Origin of the sequence: Variovorax sp. LjRoot130, assembly GCF_964253755.1 — a bacterium.
In the GTDB taxonomy this organism is placed as follows: Bacteria; Pseudomonadota; Gammaproteobacteria; order Burkholderiales; family Burkholderiaceae_C; genus Variovorax.
On the sequence record NZ_CAXURM020000002.1, the window covers coordinates 1,155,889 to 1,175,686 of the forward strand.

19 protein-coding genes and 1 pseudogene are annotated in these 19,798 nt (G+C 69.1%); 12 read left to right on the forward strand and 8 right to left on the reverse strand.

The genetic code is table 11. The annotated features are described in order from the left end of the window. Positions 1 to 41: 41 nt before the first annotated feature. From ACSQ86_RS35335 to ACSQ86_RS35350, 4 genes are all read right to left on the reverse strand, one after another. Positions 42 to 974: a family 2A encapsulin nanocompartment shell protein gene (locus tag ACSQ86_RS35335; protein WP_436306567.1), complete on the reverse strand. Its 933-nt coding sequence runs from the start codon at positions 972 to 974 to the stop codon at positions 42 to 44. Between the two features lie 66 nt (positions 975 to 1,040). Beyond that, positions 1,041 to 1,310, reverse strand: a complete 270-nt coding sequence (locus ACSQ86_RS35340; RefSeq protein ID WP_436291185.1) for a helix-turn-helix domain-containing protein — start codon at positions 1,308 to 1,310, stop codon at positions 1,041 to 1,043. Continuing rightward, positions 1,307 to 2,218: a serine O-acetyltransferase EpsC gene (gene epsC, locus ACSQ86_RS35345; protein WP_436306566.1), complete on the reverse strand. Its 912-nt coding sequence runs from the start codon at positions 2,216 to 2,218 to the stop codon at positions 1,307 to 1,309. The genes ACSQ86_RS35340 and epsC overlap by 4 nt, the downstream gene beginning before the upstream one ends. A gap of 48 nt (positions 2,219 to 2,266) precedes the next feature. Continuing rightward, positions 2,267 to 2,746: a rhodanese-like domain-containing protein gene (locus ACSQ86_RS35350; RefSeq protein WP_436306565.1), complete on the reverse strand. Its 480-nt coding sequence runs from the start codon at positions 2,744 to 2,746 to the stop codon at positions 2,267 to 2,269. 255 nt (positions 2,747 to 3,001) lie between these two features. Here ACSQ86_RS35350 and ACSQ86_RS35355 point away from each other — a divergent pair, with 255 nt between their 5' ends. The 7 genes from ACSQ86_RS35355 to metC all read left to right on the forward strand — a co-directional run bounded on the left by ACSQ86_RS35355 (position 3,002) and on the right by metC (position 10,095). Next, positions 3,002 to 4,663, forward strand: a complete 1,662-nt coding sequence (locus tag ACSQ86_RS35355) for a rhodanese-like domain-containing protein (protein WP_436306564.1) — start codon at positions 3,002 to 3,004, stop codon at positions 4,661 to 4,663. Positions 4,664 to 4,758: 95 nt separating this feature from the next. After that, on the forward strand, positions 4,759 to 5,604 hold the full coding sequence (locus tag ACSQ86_RS35360; RefSeq protein WP_436306563.1) for a transporter substrate-binding domain-containing protein: 846 nt from the start codon (positions 4,759 to 4,761) through the stop codon (positions 5,602 to 5,604). Positions 5,605 to 5,779: 175 nt separating this feature from the next. Continuing rightward, positions 5,780 to 6,523, forward strand: coding sequence for an amino acid ABC transporter permease (locus ACSQ86_RS35365; RefSeq protein ID WP_436306562.1), 744 nt, complete (start codon positions 5,780 to 5,782; stop codon positions 6,521 to 6,523). Beyond that, complete coding sequence (locus tag ACSQ86_RS35370) at positions 6,513 to 7,334, forward strand: amino acid ABC transporter permease (protein WP_436306561.1); 822 nt, start codon at positions 6,513 to 6,515, stop codon at positions 7,332 to 7,334. The genes ACSQ86_RS35365 and ACSQ86_RS35370 overlap by 11 nt, the downstream gene beginning before the upstream one ends. Continuing rightward, a complete protein-coding gene (locus tag ACSQ86_RS35375) occupies positions 7,321 to 8,193 on the forward strand; it encodes an amino acid ABC transporter ATP-binding protein (RefSeq protein WP_436306560.1) in 873 nt (290 codons plus the stop codon). Before ACSQ86_RS35370 ends, ACSQ86_RS35375 begins: the two co-directional genes overlap by 14 nt. Before the next feature lie 25 nt (positions 8,194 to 8,218). Further along, entirely contained in the window at positions 8,219 to 8,845 is a 627-nt protein-coding gene (locus tag ACSQ86_RS35380; protein ID WP_436306559.1) for a cysteine dioxygenase, read from the forward strand. Further along, on the forward strand, positions 8,842 to 10,095 hold the full coding sequence (gene metC / locus ACSQ86_RS35385; RefSeq protein ID WP_436306558.1) for a cystathionine beta-lyase: 1,254 nt from the start codon (positions 8,842 to 8,844) through the stop codon (positions 10,093 to 10,095). Before ACSQ86_RS35380 ends, metC begins: the two co-directional genes overlap by 4 nt. Here metC and ACSQ86_RS35390 read toward each other — a convergent pair. After that, positions 10,055 to 11,659 carry an ABC transporter substrate-binding protein gene (locus ACSQ86_RS35390; protein ID WP_436306557.1) on the reverse strand — a complete coding sequence of 535 codons (1,605 nt, stop codon included), beginning with the start codon at positions 11,657 to 11,659 and terminating at the stop codon, positions 10,055 to 10,057. The two genes, metC and ACSQ86_RS35390, sit on opposite strands and share 41 nt — an antisense overlap. Positions 11,660 to 11,707: 48 nt before the next feature. After that, positions 11,708 to 13,294 (reverse strand): annotated as a pseudogene (locus tag ACSQ86_RS35395) (rhodanese-like domain-containing protein); the annotation flags it as partial. A 196-nt stretch (positions 13,295 to 13,490) separates the two neighbouring features. Between ACSQ86_RS35395 and ACSQ86_RS35400 the strand changes: the two are divergent. The 5 genes from ACSQ86_RS35400 (at position 13,491) to ACSQ86_RS35420 (ending at position 17,266) form a co-directional block, all read left to right on the forward strand. Further along, a complete protein-coding gene (locus ACSQ86_RS35400) occupies positions 13,491 to 14,489 on the forward strand; it encodes a tripartite tricarboxylate transporter substrate binding protein (RefSeq protein ID WP_436306556.1) in 999 nt (332 codons plus the stop codon). 62 nt (positions 14,490 to 14,551) lie between these two features. Beyond that, positions 14,552 to 14,683 carry a hypothetical protein gene (locus tag ACSQ86_RS35405; protein ID WP_436306555.1) on the forward strand — a complete coding sequence of 44 codons (132 nt, stop codon included), beginning with the start codon at positions 14,552 to 14,554 and terminating at the stop codon, positions 14,681 to 14,683. Positions 14,684 to 14,686: 3 nt separating this feature from the next. Continuing rightward, on the forward strand, positions 14,687 to 15,673 hold the full coding sequence (locus ACSQ86_RS35410; RefSeq protein ID WP_436310777.1) for an aliphatic sulfonate ABC transporter substrate-binding protein: 987 nt from the start codon (positions 14,687 to 14,689) through the stop codon (positions 15,671 to 15,673). A gap of 10 nt (positions 15,674 to 15,683) precedes the next feature. Beyond that, positions 15,684 to 16,535, forward strand: a complete 852-nt coding sequence (locus ACSQ86_RS35415) for an ABC transporter permease (protein ID WP_436306553.1) — start codon at positions 15,684 to 15,686, stop codon at positions 16,533 to 16,535. Next, complete coding sequence (locus tag ACSQ86_RS35420; protein WP_436306552.1) at positions 16,532 to 17,266, forward strand: ABC transporter ATP-binding protein; 735 nt, start codon at positions 16,532 to 16,534, stop codon at positions 17,264 to 17,266. The genes ACSQ86_RS35415 and ACSQ86_RS35420 overlap by 4 nt, the downstream gene beginning before the upstream one ends. A 34-nt stretch (positions 17,267 to 17,300) precedes the next feature. Here the strand turns inward: ACSQ86_RS35420 and ACSQ86_RS35425 are convergent, their stop codons facing one another. Beyond that, positions 17,301 to 18,683 carry an MFS transporter gene (locus ACSQ86_RS35425; protein WP_436310778.1) on the reverse strand — a complete coding sequence of 461 codons (1,383 nt, stop codon included), beginning with the start codon at positions 18,681 to 18,683 and terminating at the stop codon, positions 17,301 to 17,303. Beyond that, complete coding sequence (locus ACSQ86_RS35430; protein WP_436310779.1) at positions 18,650 to 19,789, reverse strand: YeeE/YedE family protein; 1,140 nt, start codon at positions 19,787 to 19,789, stop codon at positions 18,650 to 18,652. The genes ACSQ86_RS35425 and ACSQ86_RS35430 overlap by 34 nt, the downstream gene beginning before the upstream one ends. Positions 19,790 to 19,798: the final 9 nt, after the last annotated feature.

Genomic DNA, 19,798 nt, shown 5'->3' on the forward strand with positions numbered 1-19,798 from the left:
GGGCGCTTCGAAGCCGGTGTCCGATGAAGGAAGCGATGTGCTCACTTGTAGATGTCGGCGTAGTCGTGGTACTTGCCGACTTCGACGTCGTCGAGAACGGCCAGCGCGTCGGTGGTCAGCACCGCGAGCGAGCAGTACAGCGAGATCAGGTAGGAGGCGATCGCATGGTTGTTGATGCCCATGAAGCGCACCGACAGGCCCGGGCTCTGTTCGCCGGCCAGGCCGGGCTGGAACAGGCCCACCACCCCCTGGCGCTTGTCGCCCACGCGCAAGAGCAGGATCTTGCTCTTGCCGTCGGCCACGGGCACCTTGTTCGAGGGGATCAGCGGGATGCCGCGCCAGGTGATGAACTGCGAGCCGAACAGGCTCACGGTCGGCGGCGGCGTGCCGCGGCGCGTGGCTTCGCGGCCGAAGGCGGCGATGGCCAGCGGATGCGTGAGGAAGAAGGCCGGCTCCTTCCAGACCTTGGTCAAGAGCTCGTCGAGGTCGTCCGGCGTGGGCGCGCCGGTCAGCGGGAAGATGCGCTGCTCCTCGCTCACCTGCGACAAGAGGCCGTAGTCGGGGTTGTTGATGAGCTCGCTCTCCTGGTTCTCCTTGATCGTCTCGATCGTGAGGCGCAGCTGCTCCTTGATCTGGTCGTGCGGGCTGCTGTAGAGGTCGGAGATGCGGGTGTGCACGTCGAGCACGGTGCTCACGGCATTGAGGAAGTATTCGCGCGGCTGCTCCTCGTAGTCGACGAAGGTGCGCGGCAGCTGGTTTTCTTCTTCACGCGCGGTGCAGGTGACCTTGATCGATTCGGGGTTCTTGACCTTGTTGAGCCGGTAGATGCCTGCTTCGACCGGCACCCATTGCAAGAGGTGCGTGAGCCAGCGCGGGCTGATGGTTTCGAGTTGAGGGACGGTCTTGGTGGCATTCGCCAACTGGCGGGCGGCGTTGTCGCCGAGAGCGGTGGTACCACCGACTGTTGCACTCATGAGGGCTCCGTGAACATTGAAGAAAGAAACGAGGACGGCGAGTGTCGGCCGCACGGGGCCGGTCGTTCAACAGGCTATAGCCGCCAAATTGATGCGTTGCGCCAGCCGCCGGCGCTCCAGCTCCTCGCAATGCGCGAACAGGGCCGCGCTGTGAATGCCAAGCGAGTGGGCGAGCTTCTGCGCGGTCACGATCGAGGCGATCACGCTGCCCCGCTCAATCTCGCCCACGTAGGAGCGATTCAGATTCGAGCGCTCGGCCAACCGCTCCTGCGACCAGCCCTGTGCCTCCCGAAGCTGCCGTACGACCACGCCAAAGTCCTGCACGAACACCTTCATGTCGCCCCCTTCGGTGCCCTCTGCAGGCTGGCCTGCGTGACGCTGGCGCCCGGCGCGACGTCGTCGGTCACCCAGACGTTGCCGCCGATGGTCGCACCCTTGCCCAGCCTCACCCGTCCGAGGATGGTGGCGCCGGCATAGATCACCACATCGTCCTCCACGATCGGATGGCGCGGCAGGCCCTTATGCAGGTTGCCTTCGACATCGGTCGAAAAACGCTTGGCGCCCAGCGTCACGGCTTGGTAGAGACGCACGCGCTGCCCGATCACCGCCGTCTCCCCGATGACGACACCGGTGCCGTGATCGATGAAGAAGCCGGCGCCGATCTGCGCGCCCGGATGGATGTCAATGCCAGTCTCGGCGTGTGCGAGCTCGGCCAGGATGCGGGCCAAAAGGGGCAGCTCCAGCTGGTAAAGTTTGTGCGCGAGCCGGTGGTGGATCATCGCCAGCACGCCCGGATAACACAGCAGCACCTCGTCGACGCTGCGCGCCGCCGGGTCGCCCTGGAAGGCCGCGAGCACGTCGGTGTCGAGCAGCCGGCGCAGGCCGGGCAGCGCATTCGCGAACTCGCGGACCGCCTGCGCTGCCCTCTCCTCCATCTCGTGCGCGGCAACGGATCGATGGCGAGTGCTGAAGTTCAGCTCCAGTCCTGCCTGCCCCAACAGGCTCTGAAGCGCCGCGTCGAGCGTGTGGCCGACATAGAAATCCTCGCTCTCGTGACGAAGCTCCGGCGGTCCGAGTCGCATCGGAAACAATGCGCCCTTCAGCGACGCCACGATGCCGGCCAGCGCCTCACGCGACGGAAATTCGCGTGCGCCGAGCTCGCGTGAGCGCTTCTGCAGATCTCGCCACTCGTCGCGCACGCCGCGCAGCGCGCGCACCACCTCGCCCACCTCGAAATGAGCCATCGCGTTCCCTCCTGAAGCGTTCTTTTTTTGTTGCGAGAGACCGAGGTATCAGTCCTGGACCCAGGGCAACCCGTGGTAGCGCCAGCCGTCCTTCGTGCCCCGATGCTGGCCGGCATCGATCTCGCCCTCGAAGCCTTCGAGCACGTTGTAGATCTGCGTGAAGCCGGCCTTGGCGGCCGCCTCGGCCGCCAGCGCGGAGCGCTTGCCGCTGCGGCACAGCAGCAGCGCGACAGCCTGCTTGCCACCCTCTTTCGCCAGCTTGGCCTCCAACTCGCGCTCGAAGCGCGGGTTGCGTGTGAGCGCGGTACCGGTGGCCCACGGCACGTGCAGGCTCTGCGGCACATGCCCGACGAACTTGCGCTCCTCGCCCGAACGCACGTCGACGAGCACCGCCTGTCCTGCCTGGACCAGCGCCCATGCAGTCCGCGGGTTCACGCCGCCGGGATAGCGCCAGCCTTGCGCTTCGGCCTGGGCCCGGGCTTCGACGAGCGCTTCCGGCAGCGCGACTTCTTCGACTTCTAATGACATTGCTGGTGACTCCTGGTGTTCGCCTCTTGGTGGCGATGGCCATCAATGTAGGAAGGGAAGATCGAATCTCAAACAACCGAAAAGTGGGTTCTTAAGAACCAACTCAACTAAGAGATGGGGCCTCGGGCTCTGCCAAGTCGCGGGTGCTTGCGTCCGCTCGTGCGCAGAAGCTTATGCACAAAGCTTCGTAGCCCACCTTGCGCGCGGTGGCTAAGGTGCTGCGCCTGTGTCGTTTCCGATTCCGCTCTTCACCCTATGTCTCTTCCCGCCGTGAACCCTGCGCAATCCGCAACCCCAGCGCCTTCGGTCCCGACCGTCGACGCCGCCACCCTGCAGCACTGGCTGCACGACGGTGGCGAGATCGCGCTGCTCGACGTGCGCGAGCATGGACAGTACGGCGAAGGCCACCCCTTCTTCGCCGTCCACGTGCCCTACAGCCGGCTCGAGCCGGAGATCGCGCGCCTGGTGCCGCGCCGGGGCACGCGCACCGTGCTGCTGGACGACGGCGCCGCAGGCTCCGCTGTGGCCACGCGCGCGGCGGCGCGGCTGGCGACCCTGGGCTACGAAAATGTATGGCTGCTCACCGGCGGCGCACCGGCCTGGGCACGCGCCGGGCACACCCTCTTCCAGGGCGTGAACCTGCCTTCGAAGACCTTCGGCGAGCGGGTCGAACACGCCTTCGACGTCCCACACATCGACGCGCAGGCGCTGGCCGCGCGGCTTCAGTCGGGCGAGCCGCTCGTGCTGCTCGACGGCCGCACTCTCGAAGAGCACCGCAAGATGACCATCCCCGGTGCGCTGCCCGTGCCCAACGGCGAACTGGCGCTGCGCTGGCGAACGCTGGTGACCGATGACCAGACGCCGATCGTCGTGCACTGCGCGGGCCGCACGCGCAGCATCGTCGGCGCCCAGATCCTGCGCGACCTGGGCGTGCCGAATCCGGTGCTGGCGCTGGAGAACGGCACGCAGGGCTGGGCGCTGGCCGGGCTCGAGCTGGAACGCGGCAGCCCACGCACGCTGCCGGCCGCGCCGCTTCCCTCCCAGCGGCATGCTGCGCAGGCCGACGCCGCTGCCGCCGCCCGGCGCGCCGGGGTGCCGCTGCTCGACGCCGCCGCCGCGCAGGCCTGGCTCGACGACGACGCACGCACCACCTTCGTCTTCGACGTGCGCACCGCCGACGAATTCGCCGCGGGCAGCATTCAAGGCGCGCGGCATGCGCCGGGCGGCCAGCTGCTGCAGGCTGCCGACCTGCAGATCGGCGTGCGCGGCAGCCGCGTGCTGCTGCTGGACGACGAAGGCATCCGCGCGCCGGTGGCGGCGCTCTGGCTGCGCCGCCTGGGCCTCGATGCAGCGGTGGTCGAGGGCGGCGTCGCCGCAGCGCTGCGCATCCCTGCACCGTCTCGCCTGCCCCTGCCGCAGGCTGTGCCGGAACGGACGCCCGAAGCCCTGACGGCGCTGCGGAACGGCAACCTGCCGCCGGTGGTATTCGACCTGCGGCCTTCGATGGCATACCGACAGCGCCATGCACGCGGCGCCACGTGGTCGATCCGCCCGCGCCTGATGGCCGACGTGCAGGCCGCGACGCGCGGGGACCGGCAGCGCCCCGTGCTGCTGCTGGCGGCCGAGGAGATCGTGGCGCGGCTGGCGGCGCAGGACCTTTGGGAGGCCGGCTGGCACCACCTGAGTTGGGCCCCGGCCCTTGCGGCCAAGGCCGCCGGCTGGCCGCAGGACGCGAGCCCAGGGTCGCCGACCGATGCCGAGGCCATCGACTACCTGTTCTTCGTGCACGACCGGCACGAGGGCAACCTCGATGCCGCACGCCGCTACCTCGCCTGGGAGACCGGGCTGATCGCGCAATGCGCGCCGGAAGATCTCGCGGCCTTCCGCCTGCCCGAGGCGACGCATATCGATATCTGAAAGTCTTCCTTGCGACGGTGTCCGCGGGCCCGCAAGATGCCCGCTTGCCTTTGCCTTTGCCTTTGCCTTTGCCTTTGCCTTGCCGTCACGATTCCATGCATCCAACGTTCCGCCTTCCTCGTTCCTACCGTATCGCCGCCCTGCTCGGCGCCGTGCTCTGCCTCGCCGCCGGTCTGGCCCATGCCGACGCGACACTGGACAAGATCCGCCAGCGCGGGAAGGTGGTGATCGGCGTCGCCATCAGCGGCGGCCCCTTCGGCGCCATCGACCCGGCCACGCAGCAGCTCGTCGGCTGGAACCCCGAGCTCGCCCGCGACCTGGCCAAGCGGCTCGGTGCGGAGGCCGAGCTGGTCCAGGTGAACCCCTCCAACCGCATGCAGTTCCTGCAGTCCGGCAAAGTCGACCTGCTGATCGCCTCCATGGAATACAACGCCGACCGCGGCGAGATCCTGGGCCATGCGCCCACGCCCTTCTACCGCGTGGGCGGCACGGCCGCGGTCCTCAAGACCAGCGGCATCACCAAGTGGGACGACCTGCGCGGCAAGACCGTTTGCGCCTCGCAGGGCAGCAGCTACGTGAAGCCGCTGCAGGAGCAGTACGGGGCCGAGGTGCGCGGCTTCAAGACCTCGGCCGAATCGCTGCTGGCACTGCGCGGCGGCAACTGCGTGGCCGCGGTGCACGACGCGATCCTGATCCAGCCGCTCCTGCGCGGCAATCCGGAATGGGGCGCGTACGCGGCGCCGATCCGCGACGAAATCCTGCCCGCACCCTCGGTGGTGTGGGCCCGCAAGGGCGAGGCCGACACCATCGCCGCGGTGGACAAGGCGGTGCAGCAATGGCATCGCAGCGGCTGGCTGATCGAGACCGAGAAGCGCCTTGGCATCGTGCCGCCGCAGCCGCTGCTGCCCGAGTTGCAGGCCAAGCTCAAGGCCGCGCCCTGAGTCCGCTCGACGACCTGCCTGCGCTTTTCCTTGATCCACCTGGAGCTGCGATCCGGCGGCCCCTGAAGGCCTTCGCCATGAAACTCCGCTCGCTCGCACTGACGCTGTCGGCCGTCGTCATGCGCCCCGCCGATCGCGGCAGCGCCGACGCTGCGATCGAACTGGAGACCTCGGGATGAGCGACGCGCTGTGGGCCCAGGCGGTCGCGGCGCTCAAGCCGCTGGGCCTCAACTACGCCTTCGTGCTCAACCCGGCCGAGCGAGGCGCCTTCCTGCGTGGCCTGGGCGTGACGCTGCAGCTGTGCCTGCTGACCATCCCCTGCAGCCTCGCCGCCGGCGTGGCGATCGCCGCCGCGCTGACCTCCGGGCGCGCCTGGCTGGTGCAGCCCGCGCGCGCCTTCGTCGAAGTCACGCGCAACACGCCGACGCTGGTGCAGCTCTACTGCGCGTTCCTGGTGCTCAACATGCTCATCACCCAGCAGCTGCAGACGCACGGCGGCAACCCGCTCACGCCCTTCGTCTGGGTGGTGGTCGTGGTGTCGCTGCACAAGGGCGTGTTCCATGCCGAGGCGCTGCGCGCGGCCATCGAGGCCGTGCCGCGCGTCACGCTCGAGGCCGCCCGCTCGCTGGGCTTCTCGCAGCGCCAGCTGCTGTGGTGTGTGGAGCTGCCGCTGGCACTGCGCTTCGCGCTGCCCTCGCTGGTCAACAACCTGGTCGACCTGGTCAAGATGACCGCCGTGGCCTCGGCCATCGCGGTAGGCGACGTGACCTACGAGTCCATCATGATCTGGACACAGCGCGACAACGTGCTGGAATTGCTGCTCCTGATCCTGTTGTACTTCGGCCTTCTGACCTGGCTCGTGAGCCTGGCCGGCCGCTGGCTCGAAGAACGCCTGAGGATGCCCGGCTATGGCCAGTGAAATCATGATCGCGCATGGCGCGCCGCAGGCCGTTCCCGCCGGCCCGTGGGCTAGCCCCTGGCGCAACCCCTGGTTCGTCGGCGTCGGCGCCGCGCTGATCGTGCTCGCCTTCTGGGGCGCCACGGGCAGCACGCCCACGGCTTTCGTGCACCTGTGGAGATGGCTGCCGGCTCTGCTGCGCGGCCTGCTGGCCAACATCGAGATCAGCGTACTCGCCATGGCGCTGGGTACGCTGGCCGGGCTGGTGGTGGGGGCGCTGTCTCTCTCGCCCTTGCGCATGCTGCGCATCGCGACGCGCTGGTACGTGCAGGTGTTTCGCAACGCGCCGGTGCTGGTGCTGATCTACTTCACGACCTACGTCTTCCCCTTCGAACTGCACCTCGCCTCGTGGCGCTTTCCGTTTCCCGACTGGATCAAGGTGGTGCTGGGCCTGGCGCTGCCGGCCAGCGCCAACGTGGCGGAGATCTTCCGCGGCGCCATCCAGTCCATCTCGAGTGCGCAGTGGGAGGCGGCGCAGTCGCTGGCCTTCCGGCGGCGCGAGATCTTCCGCCTCATCGTGCTGCCGCAGTGCGTGCGCCGCATGCTGCCGCCGTGGATGAACCTGTATGCCAGCATCACCATGAGCACGGCACTGGCCTCGCTGGTCGGCGTGCACGACGTGGTCGACACGGCGCAGATCGCGAGCAACACAGTGGCGCGCACCGACTTCACCATCCTCGTCTACTTCACACTGCTGGGCCTGTTCTTCGCCTACTGCTACCCGATTGCACGCGCCACGCGCGCGCTGGAGCGCCGCCATGACCGCCACTGATGTCTTTCTTTCCCCCACCGCCGCCGCTGCACGCGAAGCACCGCTGGTCGCGCTGCGCGACGTGCACCTGGCCTTCGGCGCCACCACGGTGTTGCGCGGCATCGATCTCGAGGTGCGGCGCGGCCAGGCGGTGTCGATCGTCGGCCCCTCGGGCTCGGGCAAGTCCACCATCCTGCGCTGCATCACCGGCCTGCTGCGCCCGCAGCGCGGCGAGATCCGCGTGGGCGACACCGCCGTGGAGAGCTTGCGCACCGAGGCCGAGCTGATCGCGCTGCGCAAGCGCGTGGGCTTCGTGTTCCAGCAGTACAACTTGTTCCCGCACCTCACGGTACTGCAGAACCTGGTGATCGCGCCGACCCGCGTGGCCGGCCGCGAGCGGGCTACGGCCGAGCGCGAAGCGCGCGAGCTGCTGGAGAAGGTGCGCCTGTCGCACAAGGAAGCGGCCTACCCGGGCGAGCTGTCGGGCGGCCAGCAGCAGCGCGTGGCCATTGCGCGCGCGCTGGCGATGCGGCCCGAGCTGATGCTGTTCGACGAGGTGACCTCCGCACTCGACCCCGAAACCGTGGGCGAGGTGCTGACCGTGATCCGCGACCTGGTGCAGGACGGCCTGACCTGCGTGCTGGTCACGCATGAGATGCGCTTTGCCGAGGAGATCAGCGACGAGGTGTACTTCACCGAGGCGGGCGTGATCGTCGAGCACGGCACGGCCGCGCGCATCTTCAACGACCCGGCCAGCGAGCGCACGCGCGCCTTCCTGCACCGCGCGCTCGGCGAAGGCGCTCGCGCCCGCCCCGCGCCCCTGCAGCCCGCTCCCGCGTTCGTGCCGCTGCCCTTCGAGCGGCTGCGTTTCGCGCTCTGAACCCACCCCTCACTGGAGAACACCTATGACGACTGACATCACCTCCATCGCGGCGCAACGCCGCGCCGCCATCGCCGAGGCGCTGGACGAGATCAGGCGCATTGCCGCCGGCAACGCACCGGACCGCGCGACGCTGGCCGTGATCACCGCGCGCCTCGAACAACTGGCGACGCAGACCGCGCTCTTCACGCGCGCCGACTTTCCGCCGCCCGCCGAATCGGCGGGCGTGGGCGCCTCCACGCGCTATCGCCTCAACTTCGAAGACGGCGACGACGGCATCGCGCTCTATCTGAATTCGATCAATCCCGGCAAGACCACGATCCCGCACAACCACACGACCTGGGCCGTCATCGTGGCGATCGACGGCGAGGAGGAAAATCGCATCTACCGCCGCACCGACGACGGCAGCGATCCGGCCGTGGCGCAGCTCGCACTGGTGCGCGAGCTCACCGTGCAGCCCGGCACGTCGGTCGCCTTCCTGCCCGACGACATCCACAGCATCCACGTGGTGGGCAACCAACCTACGCTGCATTTCCATCTCTACGGCCAGCCGCTGGAGACGCTCACGGGCCGCATCGGGGTGAACCTGGAGACCGGCGTGGTGGTGAACTACAACGCCACGCAGTTCAAGCCCAGTGAGGTGGCCGCTTGAACGCAACGGGAATCGCGGCGGGTTCCGACACGCTGCTCTCCGCGAGCACCCGGCTGCTGCACGCTGGTGCGCCCGCGCTGCGCGACGGCAGCGGCCCGGTCAACGTGCCGGTGGTGCGGACCAGCACCGTGCGCTTCGAGGACACCGGCACCCATGCCGACTACCACCACCGCCGCGCCGCCGGCGAACGCGTCGCGGCTTACGGCCGACACGGCCTGGACACGCACCGTGCGCTGGAGGATGCCGTCACCACCCTGGAGCTCGGTTACCGGGCCTTTCTCGCGCCTTCCGGACTGTCGGCCATCGCTCTGGTGTTCGTTGCGCTGCTGTCGCCCGGCGACCATGCGCTGGTGGCCGACAGCGTCTATGCACCCGTGCGCCGCGTCGACAGCACCCTGCTGCAGCGCCTGGGCATCACGCTTGAATATTTTTCGCCCACGCACGACGACCTGGCCGCGAAGATCCGCCCCACCACGCGGCTCGTGTACCTCGAATCGCCGAGTTCGCTGCTCTACGAGGTGCTGGACCTGCCCCGCCTCGCCGCGATCGCCCGCGACTGCGGCGTCACGGTCGCCACCGACAACACCTGGAGCGGCGGCTGGTTCCACCAGCCGCTGGCGCTGGGCGCCAACATCTCGATCCAGGCCGCGACCAAGTACATCGCCGGCCACTCCGACCTGATGCAGGGCATCGTGGTGGTGGACAGCCCGGCGCTCGCCACGAAGATCGCCACCGCGCACGAGGCGCTGGGCCTGGCCATTGGTGCCGACGACGCCTACCTGTCGCTGCGCGGCCTGCGCACGCTGCCCGTGCGCCTGGCCCAGCACCAGCGCCATGCCACTGAAGTGGCGCAGTATCTCCAGCGCCATCCGCGGGTGACGCGCGTGTTCTACCCGGCATTGCCCGAGGATCCAGGCCATGCGCTGTGGAAGCGCGACTTCAGCGGCGCGAGCGGGCTGGTGTCCTTCGAATTCCGCGATGCCGACGTGGCGGCGGCGAATGCCTTCGTCGATGCGCTGCAGCTGTTCGGCATCGGCGCGTCGTGGGGCGGCTACGAAAGCCTTGCGCTGGTCGCCGCGCCCGAGCGGTTGCGCGAACACAGCCACTGGACCAGCACCCGGCCGGTGGTACGGCTGCACGTCGGACTCGAAGATCCGCAAGACCTCATTGCGGACCTGGCCCGGGCATTTACGGCCCGGTCTACAGATCTCAGCGCGCCGCCGCGGGGTCGCCAACCTTCACGTTCTTGAAGAAGATCGCGTCCTCGGGATTGACCGGAATGTCGAGCTTGCGCTGCATCGCGTAGTCGAGCACCTGGTGGTGCAGCGCGATGTAGAAGCCTTCCTGCTGGACCGTCTGCCAGATCGCGTGGATGGTCGCGTCGCGCTTGGCCGGATCGCGCTCAACGGCGAGCGAGGCGATCTTCGCATCGATGTCGGGGTTGCTGTAGCCGATGGCATTGGCGGAGCCGCGTCCATCCTTGCCGCGGGTGTGCACCAGGTAGTCGAAGATGTAGGCCGAGTCGAAGGTCGGCGCGGCCCAGCCGTAGAGATAGAAGTCGGTGTCGGCCTGGTTGATGGCGGTCGCATGCTGCGCGATCGGCCGCGCGGCGACCGAGACCCTGACGCCGATGCGCGCCAGGAAGCCGGCGACCGCGGTGCAGATCGTTTCGTCGTTGACATAGCGATTGTTCGGGCAGTGCAGCGTGATGCCGAAACCGCCCGGATACCCCGCCTCGGCCAGCAGCTGTCTTGCACGCGCGGCATCGGGCTTGGGCCAGGTGTCGAAGGCCTTCTCGTAGCCGTGCACGAATTGCGGCGCGATGATGCCGGCCGGCACCGAGAGCCCGCGCATCACCGCGGTCCTGAGGGTGTCGCGGTCGATCGCCAGGCGGAAGGCCTCGCGCACGCGCGCGTCGGCCAGCGGGTTGCGGCCCTTCACGTCCGAATACTTCAGCTCGCCGGCGCCGACGTTCAGGCCCAGGTAGATGGTGCGGTTCTCCAGGCCCTCCGTGACGCGCAGCCGCGCATCGGCCTTCAGGCGCGCGACGTCCTGCGCCGGCACATCCTGCACGAAGTCCACCTCGCCCGACAGCAGTGCGGCCACGCGCGTTGCCGCCGTCTTGATCGGCTGGAACACGATCTGCGTCACCTCCAACGGAAACTGGCCCTTTCCCCAGTAGCCGGGGAACTGCCTGAGGACGGTGCGCGTGTCCTGCTCGCGCGACGCCAGCTGGTAGGGACCGGTGCCGTTCTCGTTGCGGGTGGCGAAGTTCTCGTCCTTGCCCGAAACGTCCTGTGGCTGCTCGGCCTGGTGGGACCTCGACCATGCCGCGTTGACGATGAAGAGATTGGTCAGCGTGTGCGGCAGCACGAGGTTGGGGCCCGAGGTCTTCAGCTGCACCGTCAGCGCATCGACCTTGCGCACCTCGACCACCGGCGCCAGCAGCGTTTTCCAGGCCGAGGTGGGCGCCTTGGCACGCTGGATCGAGAAGACCACGTCGTCGGCGCCGAAGGGCGCGCCGTCATGGAACTTCACGCCGGGGCGCAGCTTGAATTCCCAGACCGTGGGGTCGCGCGTGACCTGCCATGCGGTCGCCAGCGCCGGCTGGAGCTTGCCGTCGGCGGTGCGCAGCACCAGCGGTTCGTAGACCTGGTGCAGGAAGGTGACGTTGGTGTTGAGGTTGACCGCGTGCGGGTCGAGCGTGGCCGGATCGGAGGAGCGGGCCCAGCGCACGGTCTCGGCATGAAGCGCCGCCGAGGGCAGGAGGACGGACGCCAGCACGACGCTGGTCAGGAGCTTGCAGAGTTTCACGAAGATGAAGAGCAGGAAGGTTGGGAAGCCACGGGCCAGTGCATGTTTTCAGGCGGCCGGTATGAGCCTGATGCCGACTTCGCCTTCGCGTTCCAGTTGCGCCACCAGGCCGAGTTCCCAGGCCAGGTAGGCGCGGAAGCCCGCATCGCGCGCGCCGGGGTCCGCATGCGCATAGGGGCTGTACCAATGGTCGTCGTCGCCGGTGAGGACGCCCTCGGCGCCGCTGGCCGTGGGCAGTCCCGCGGCGACCCAGGCCCCGGTGCCGCCTGCGATGGCACGCACGTCGCGGTGTGTGCGTGCGGCCAGTTCGGCCGCGACGATGCCGGCCAGCACGCCGTCGGGCGAGACCAGCAGCACCGTCTGCGTGGGCGGCAGCTCGGCGGTGAAGGACTGCAGGCGATCGGGCACGGCAAAACGCGCGCGGGCCACGTGGCGCCGTTCATAGGCCGCGCGCCGATCGACGTCGAAGGCGACCGCCTGGCCCGCGTCCAGCAAGGCAGCGGCCTGCTGCGGCGACACCAGGGGCGCGGCCGCACGCGACGGCAGCACGCGCACCGGCTCCGCACCGGTGACCCGCGGGGCGAGCGCAGGCGGCGCGTGGACCAACACCTCGTGGCCGCCCAGCTGCGCGAGCCAGGCGGCGGTGGTGAGGGCGCGCACGCCGTCCCAGTCGGCCAGCACGATGCGCGAACGGCGTGTGGCCACGTATTCGTCGGTGGCCTGCACGAGCTGGCCTCCGGGCGCCCAACGCCAGCCTTCGAGATGGCCGGCCACATATTCCTGCTCGGTGCGAACGTCAAAGCGGTAGAGGGAGCGCTCGGCGGCTTCGGCCTCGAAGCGCGCCAGCTCGTCTGCATCGATGCGGCGCACGCCGGCACGCCGCGCCACGACCTCGGCCCGATCGCGCGCGGCGGCCAGCGCGGCCGGTCCGGGCTCGGGCAGCGCGGCATTGCGGCCGTGCGCCAGCGCACGGCCCGTCAGCAGCCAGGCCATGGTGCCGTCCTTCAGAGAGACCACGCGGTTCGGAATTCCCGCGTCGATGAGCGTCTGCGCGCCGACGATGCTGCGCGTGCGCCCTGCGCAGTTGACCACCACCAGGGTCTCGGGGTCCGGCGCGATTTCCTGGATACGGTAGACCAGCTCGGCGCCGGGCAGGCTGTGCGCGAAAGGCAGGCTGAACTGCGCGAACTCCTCGGGCGTGCGGCTGTCCACCACGACCAGCTTGTCGCCGCGCGCGATGCGCTCTTGCAACTCGTCGGCATCGATCCAGGGCGTGTGCTTGCGGTGCTCGATGATCTCGCCGAAGGCCTTGCTCGGCACGTTGGTGCCGCTGAAGATCTCGAAACCCTCGGCGGCCCAGGCATCCGTGCCGCCAGCCAGCACCGACACCTGGTTCCAGCCCAAGCGCACGAGCTTGGCGGCGGCCTGGTGGGCCAGCGTCTCGTCGGCATCCACCAGCACGATGCGAGTGCCGCGGCGCGGCACCAGCCGGTCGATCAGCAGTTCGAGGCGCCACAGCGGCGCTGATGCGGCGAAGAGGATGTGGCGGTGCGTGTAGACGCCGGTCTCGCGCACGTCGAGCACGGCGATCTCCTCGCCGTCGGCCAACGCGGCCTTCAGCCCATGGGACGTGATGAACGGGTGGGAGGCGCGGGCGGTCGAAGTCATCGTGAGTGCTGGGGATTCGGAATGTGTGGAGGCTGGCGACCCTACGCCGCGCGAGCGTGCGCACCAACGAAGCAAATCGACTAACCATATCCGCGGAAATTCGTTCGCGCGCACGCTGCTGCTGCCTAGAGTCGGCCGCATCCTTGCTGACTCCACGAACCCCATGACGAGCACACGCTCCCTTCTTCGCGCCCTGGCTGCGGCAGCCGCTCTGGCGCTGGTCGCACTGCACGCGCCCACGAGCTTCGGCGCTCCCGACGCGGGCAGCTTCCCGAGCAAGCCCGTGCGCATCGTCGTCCCGGTGGCGCCCGGGGGCAGCGCCGACAAGCTCACGCGCACGCTGGCCGACCGGCTCGCCGCGCTATGGGGCCAGTCGGTGGTGGTCGAGAACGTGACCGGCGCCAGCGGCACCATCGGTGCGGCCAAGGTGGCGAAGGCGGCGCCCGACGGCTACACCCTGCTGCAGCAGGGCGAAGGCCTGACGCTCAACGCCATCCTCTACCGCGAGCTGCCTTACGACGCGCAGAAGGCCTTCACGCCCATCATCAAGGCGGTGGTGAATCCGCAGATCCTCGTGGTGAACCCGGGCACCGGACTCAAGACCTTCGCCGACTACCTGGCGCGCGCCAAGGCCCAGCCGGAAAGCATCAGCCTCGGCCTGCCCGGCAACGGCGGCATCGCCCATGTGGCGCACGAGATCATCACGCAGGAAACCGGCGCGAAGGTGAATTACATCCCCTATCCCGGCGGCGGACCGGCCACCGTGGACGTGCTGGCCGGGCACACGAACGCGACGCTGATCACGCTGGCGGCGGTGACCGAATACGTGCGCGCCGGCCGCCTGCACGCGCTGGCCGTCACCACGCCCTACCGTTCCCCCGCGCTGCCTGACGTGCCCACCATGGCCGAAGCCGGCCTGCCCGGTTTCTCGGTGGAAAGCTGGCAGGGCTACTTCGCGCCGGCCGGCACCCCGCCTGCGGTGGTGGCGAAAATCAACCGGGACATCCGGACCGTGCTCCAGTCGGCCGAGGTGCGTACGAAGCTCGAAGACCTCGGCTTCAAGATCGCGGGCGGCACGCCGGCCGAATTGGCAGCCAGCCTGCAGACCGAGCGTCCCAAATACGCACAGGCCATCAGGACGGCCGGCATCGCGCTGCGCTGAGGCATGACGCTCTCCCCGCCCCGCTTCACGCCAGGCCCGTCGACCCCGACCGCTTCGCGCGCGTGGCGCTGGCTGACCTGGAACTGCACGAGCAGCGCATCTGCGCCGAGGTTGCGCCCGACTTCGGCGAAGACCTGCATGCCGCCGCGCTGTGGAAGCCTGCTCCCACCGCGACAACCCTCGAAGAAAGCTGAATCATGAAACGTCGATCGATCCTCCAAGGCGCGGCGGCCGGCGCCGCCGGCCTCGCGCTGCCCGCCATGGTGCGAGCCGCCGATGCTCCCAGGGAAATCCGGCTCGACTACGCCTACTACTCGCCGTCGAGCCTGGTGCTGCGGCGCTTCGGCTGGCTCGAGCAGGCGCTCAAGCAGGACGGAATTGGCGTCAAGTGGGTGCTGAGCGCCGGCAGCAACCGCGCCCTCGAATATCTCAACGGCAACAGCATCGACATCGGCTCGAGCGCCGGGCTCGCCGCGCTGCTGGCCAAGGCAAACGGCAACCCGATCCGGGCGCCCTACATCTTCTCGCGCCCCGAATGGACCGCGCTGCTCGTGCGGCGCGATTCGCCGATCCGCTCGCTCGCCGACCTCAAGGGCAGGAAGGTCGCAGCGACCAAGGGCACCGATCCATATCTCTTCCTGCTGCGCGCACTGCAGACCGTCAAGCTCAAGCGCAGCGATATCGAACACGTCGCGCTGCAGCATGCCGACGGCCGAACGGCGCTCGAGCAAGGCCGCGTCGATGCGTGGGCAGGGCTGGATCCGCTGATGGCGGCCAGCGAGCTCGATGCCGGTTCGCGGCTGATCTACCGCAACGTGGCCTTCAACACGTATGGCTTCCTCAATGTGCGGGAAGAATTCCTCGCCCGGCATCCGGCCGAGGTGAAGCGCGTGATCGCGGCCTACGAGCGCGCACGCCGCTGGATCCTGGCCAACACCGCCGAGGCGGCGAAGATCCTGGCCGAGGAGGCCAAGGTCAGCCTGGAGGTCGCGCTGCTGCAGCTCAAGCTGCGCACCGACTTCAGCAATCCCCAACCCTCCAGCGAGCACGTGAAGGCGCTGCAGGCGGCCGCTCCCATCCTGCTGGAAGAGCAACTCGTCAAGCCCGGCACCGACCTCAACAGGGCGATCGCGGATCTTCTCGATACCCAGTTCGCCCGCGGGCTGGCGGGCAGCGCCGCTTGAAGGCTAGCGGATGAGCGCGCACTACCCTCCCGGGCTGGTGCCTGCAGTGCCGAGCGCGCCCGTCGCGCAGGCGTCGCAGCCGCCTGCACCTGCGGCGCCGCGTCGCCCTTCGCGCTGGTGGGGCGCCCTGCTGCCGGCCGGCTCGCTGCTGCTGCTCGAACTGGCCGTTCGCCTCGGAGCCGTGCCGGCGCACCTGCTGCCGCCGCCGAGCGAGATCACTCGCACGCTGGTCGAGCTGTCCGCCAACGGCCTGGGCGCGCACGTGCTCGCCAGCACGGTCCGCGTCTTCGCCGGCTTCGCGACCGGCGCACTGCTGGCCATCGGCCTGGGTGTGCTGGTGGGGCTCGATCGGCGCGCCGAAGCCTTGCTCGACCCGAGCTTCCAGGCGCTGCGCGCGATTCCTTCGCTCGCCTGGGTCCCGCTGCTGCTGCTGTGGCTCGGCATCGACGAAGGCTCCAAGATCGTGCTGATCGCGATCGGCGCCTTCTTCCCGGTCTACATGGGGGTCGCTTCGGGGTTTCGCGATGTCGACCGCAAGCTGGTGGAGGTGGCCGAGATGGCGGGCCTCTCTCCGCTCGCGATGGCGCGTCGCGTGCTGCTGCCGGCCGCGCTGCCCGCGCTGCTCACCGGCCTGCGCAACGGGCTGTCGCTGGCGTGGATGTTCATGGTGGCGGCCGAACTGATCGCCGCCACGCGAGGACTGGGCTACCTGCTGACCGATGGTCGCGAGACCGGCCGCGCCGACATCGTGCTTGCCGCGATCGTGCTGCTGGCCGTGATGGGCAAGCTCACCGACACGGGCATGCAGCGCCTGGAAGCGCGATGGCTGTCCTGGCGGGACACGCTGGACACGCGTGCATGAGCGCGCTGCTCGACGTCCGGATCGCCCGCAAACGCTTCGGCACGCGCGAGGTGCTGCGCGACATCCATCTGCGGCTGCGCCCCGGCGAAGTGGTGTCGCTGGTCGGCGCCAGCGGCTGCGGCAAGAGCACACTGCTGCGCCTCGTCGCGGGCCTGGACCGCGACTATGAAGGCGAGGTCCAGCTGGACGGCCGCGCCGTGACCGGGCCGACGCGCGACATCCGTTTCGTGTTCCAGGAGCCGCGCCTCTTCCCCTGGCTGAGCGTGGCGCGCAATGTGGCTTTCGACCTCGGCGGGCACGCCATCGACTCGGCCAGGGTCGATGCGCTGCTGCAGGAGGTCGGGCTCGCCGGACTCGGCGCGCGGCTGCCCAAGCAGTTATCCGGCGGGCAGGCGCAGCGCGTCGCGATCGCGCGCGGCCTGTTCTTGCAGCCGCGGCTGCTGCTGCTCGACGAGCCGTTCTCGGCGGTCGACGCCTTCACGCGTCTGAAGCTGCAGGACCTGCTGCTGAACGTCGCACGGGCGCACCACATCACGGTCCTGCTGGTCACGCACGACATCGACGAAGCGGTGTACCTGAGCGACCGTGTCATCGTGCTCGAGGCCGAGCCGGGTCGCACGGCGGCGCAGGTTCCGATCGAACTGCCGCGCGCACGCAGCCGCGATGACCCTCGGGTGGCGGCGGCGATCGCCGAGGTTCGTCACGCGCTGCAGGCGGCGCATGCGATCTGACGCTGCGGCGCGAGAGACGCTCAAGCGCCCCAGCTCACAGGCACAGCACGGCGAGCAACACACCCGCGAGCCTGAGAAACGCCGACAGGTCGAACGAAAACCCCGCACCCGCAGCGACCTGCGCTGGCAGGCCCACCACAAGCGCGCCGAACAGGGCAACGCCGATGGCACTGCCGACCTGGCGGGCCGCGCTGAAGATCGCCGATGCCGTGGCCGAGCGCGATGGCTCCACGCTGCCGAGGATCGACGACGTCAAGGCCGGCGTGCCGATGCCAGCGCCGATGGCCAGCAGCAGCAGGCTCGGCAGGATGCGCAGATAGGGCGTGGCGTCGTCTATACCGTGCAGTAGCGCGAAACCAAGGGCCGAGATCAGGAAGCCCGCGATCACCGGCGTCCGAGGGGAGAAGCGCTTTGCCAGCCGCGCACTCGCAAGGTTGGCAACCATGATCACGATGAAGGGCAGCAAGGCGAAACCTGTCTCGGTCGGCGTATAGCCTTTCGCATGCTGGAAATACAGGCTCAGCACGAAGATCGATCCATAGAAAGTGATGTTCATGATCACTCCCAGGACGACCGATGCGGAGAAGGCCTTGCTTCGAAACAGCCCGAGCGGGATCATCGGCGCGGGCACGCGCGATTCATTGCGCACGAATGCCGCGACGGCCCCCATGGTCAAGGCAAGACCCGCCAGCACCGTCCAGTGGGTCCAGCCACGCGCGCCGGCTTCGATGACCGAATGCGTGAAGACGAAGAGTGCCAGCATGGCCAGAAGTTGCCCGCCGATGTCCAGACGCCCGGTGATCACACGCACGGTTTCGCCAACGTGGCGGCGCGCGGCCCACAGGCCCAACGCGCAGATCGGCAGGTTCACGAAGAAGATCGAGCGCCAGCCAAGGCTGCTCGTCAATGCGCCCCCGACTACCGGGCCTGCAGCGCTCACGACGCCGCCGATGGCGCTCCACCAGCCGATGGCGTGCGCCCTTGCCACCGAATCGCCGGCACTGGCATGCGACAGCAGCGACAGCGAGGTAGGAAGGATCAATGCGGCGCCAATGCCCTGCGCACCGCGTGCCGCGATCAGAATCTCGATGGACGGCGCGACCGAGCAGGCGAGGGATGCCAGCCCGAACAGCAAGATCCCGACGATGAAGACGCGCCGGCTCCCGAAACGGTCACCGAAGGAGCCCCCCATCATCAGCAGTGCCGCGAATGCCAGCGTGTAGGCATTCACGATCCACTGCAGGCCCGTCACGCCGGCACCGAGGCTCGCACCGATCTCCGGCAACGCCACATTCACGATGGTCACATCAAGCTGCACCACGACGAAGCCGAAACTCGTCGCGGCCAGAGTCCAACCCATGCCGGTTCGTCGCACTGGCGTCCTCAGCCACCCCAGCGCAGTCGCAGGCCCGCCCACACCGCGAAGAGCACGCTGGCTCCGAACACCCAGCCCGAGAGTGCACCGGCCATCGTCCCAGAGAGCAGGTTCCCGACGGTGCAACCCAGCGCCGTCATCGCGCCCCATCCCAGCAACAGGCCGCCGCCCAGGCCGCGAACCACCTCGCGCCCGCGCGGCCAGCGCGGCGCGAACTGGCCGCTCGCGAGCGCAGCTGCGAAGGCGCCCGCCACCAGGCCGGCAATCAGAAGCGAGTTGGGCGTGCGCCAGAGGCTTTCGACCAAGGCCGTGACACAGCCGCCGAAACCGTCGAGCCCCTCGAGACGATCGGGCACCCATCCGCGCACGCTGCCGAACTCGCGCGCCGCGCTGCCGAGGGCGGCCGTGACGCCGAGCGGCCGCAGGCGCAGCACCACCACAGTCGCAATGACACCGACCGCGAGCCCGCCGAGCCAGTAGTCCCACCGACCCCGAATGAGCCGCTGCAATGCGGCCCCGAAGCTCGAAGGCCGTTCGGCGGCCGGGGACGCCGCAGGCAAGCGGCGCCACAGCAGCGCGGCAGCGACGGCCAGCAGCAGGAGCTGAAGCAGCGCCGACCCGGCATAACCCAGGTAGTGCGGGAGCCAGACGACGGGCGCGGTCGCGATGGTCGCCGTGTACAGCCAGTTCCAGCTGTTGAAGCCCAGCACGAAGCCCATTGCACTGCCTGCAAGCGCGAACGGTGCCGTGGGCGAGCCTTCACCGAGGCGATACCAGTGCGCGCTGATGCACGAGCCGGAGATCACCATCCCGATGCCGAAGGCGAGGCCCGCCAGCACCAGCGCCCAGCTCACCGGACCGATGTGCGCATCGGGCGGCAAGCGGCCCGGCTGTGGCACTGGAAGCCAGGAGCCCATCACGATGTGCATGCCCACGGTTCCCACCGCGAGCGCGACGACGATCGCGAGCAGGCCGCGCGCGTCCCGATGCTCGAAGTAGTCGCGCGCGTGGCAATAGAAGCAGAAGCGCGAGCGCTGCAGCACGGCGCCCAGCACGGCACCGAGCCCCAGCGCGAAGGCCAATGCGCGGCCACCCGTCTGCGCACCCACGACTGCGATGGCCCACAGAAGAGCCGCAGCGACGAGCAAGGCGAAAAA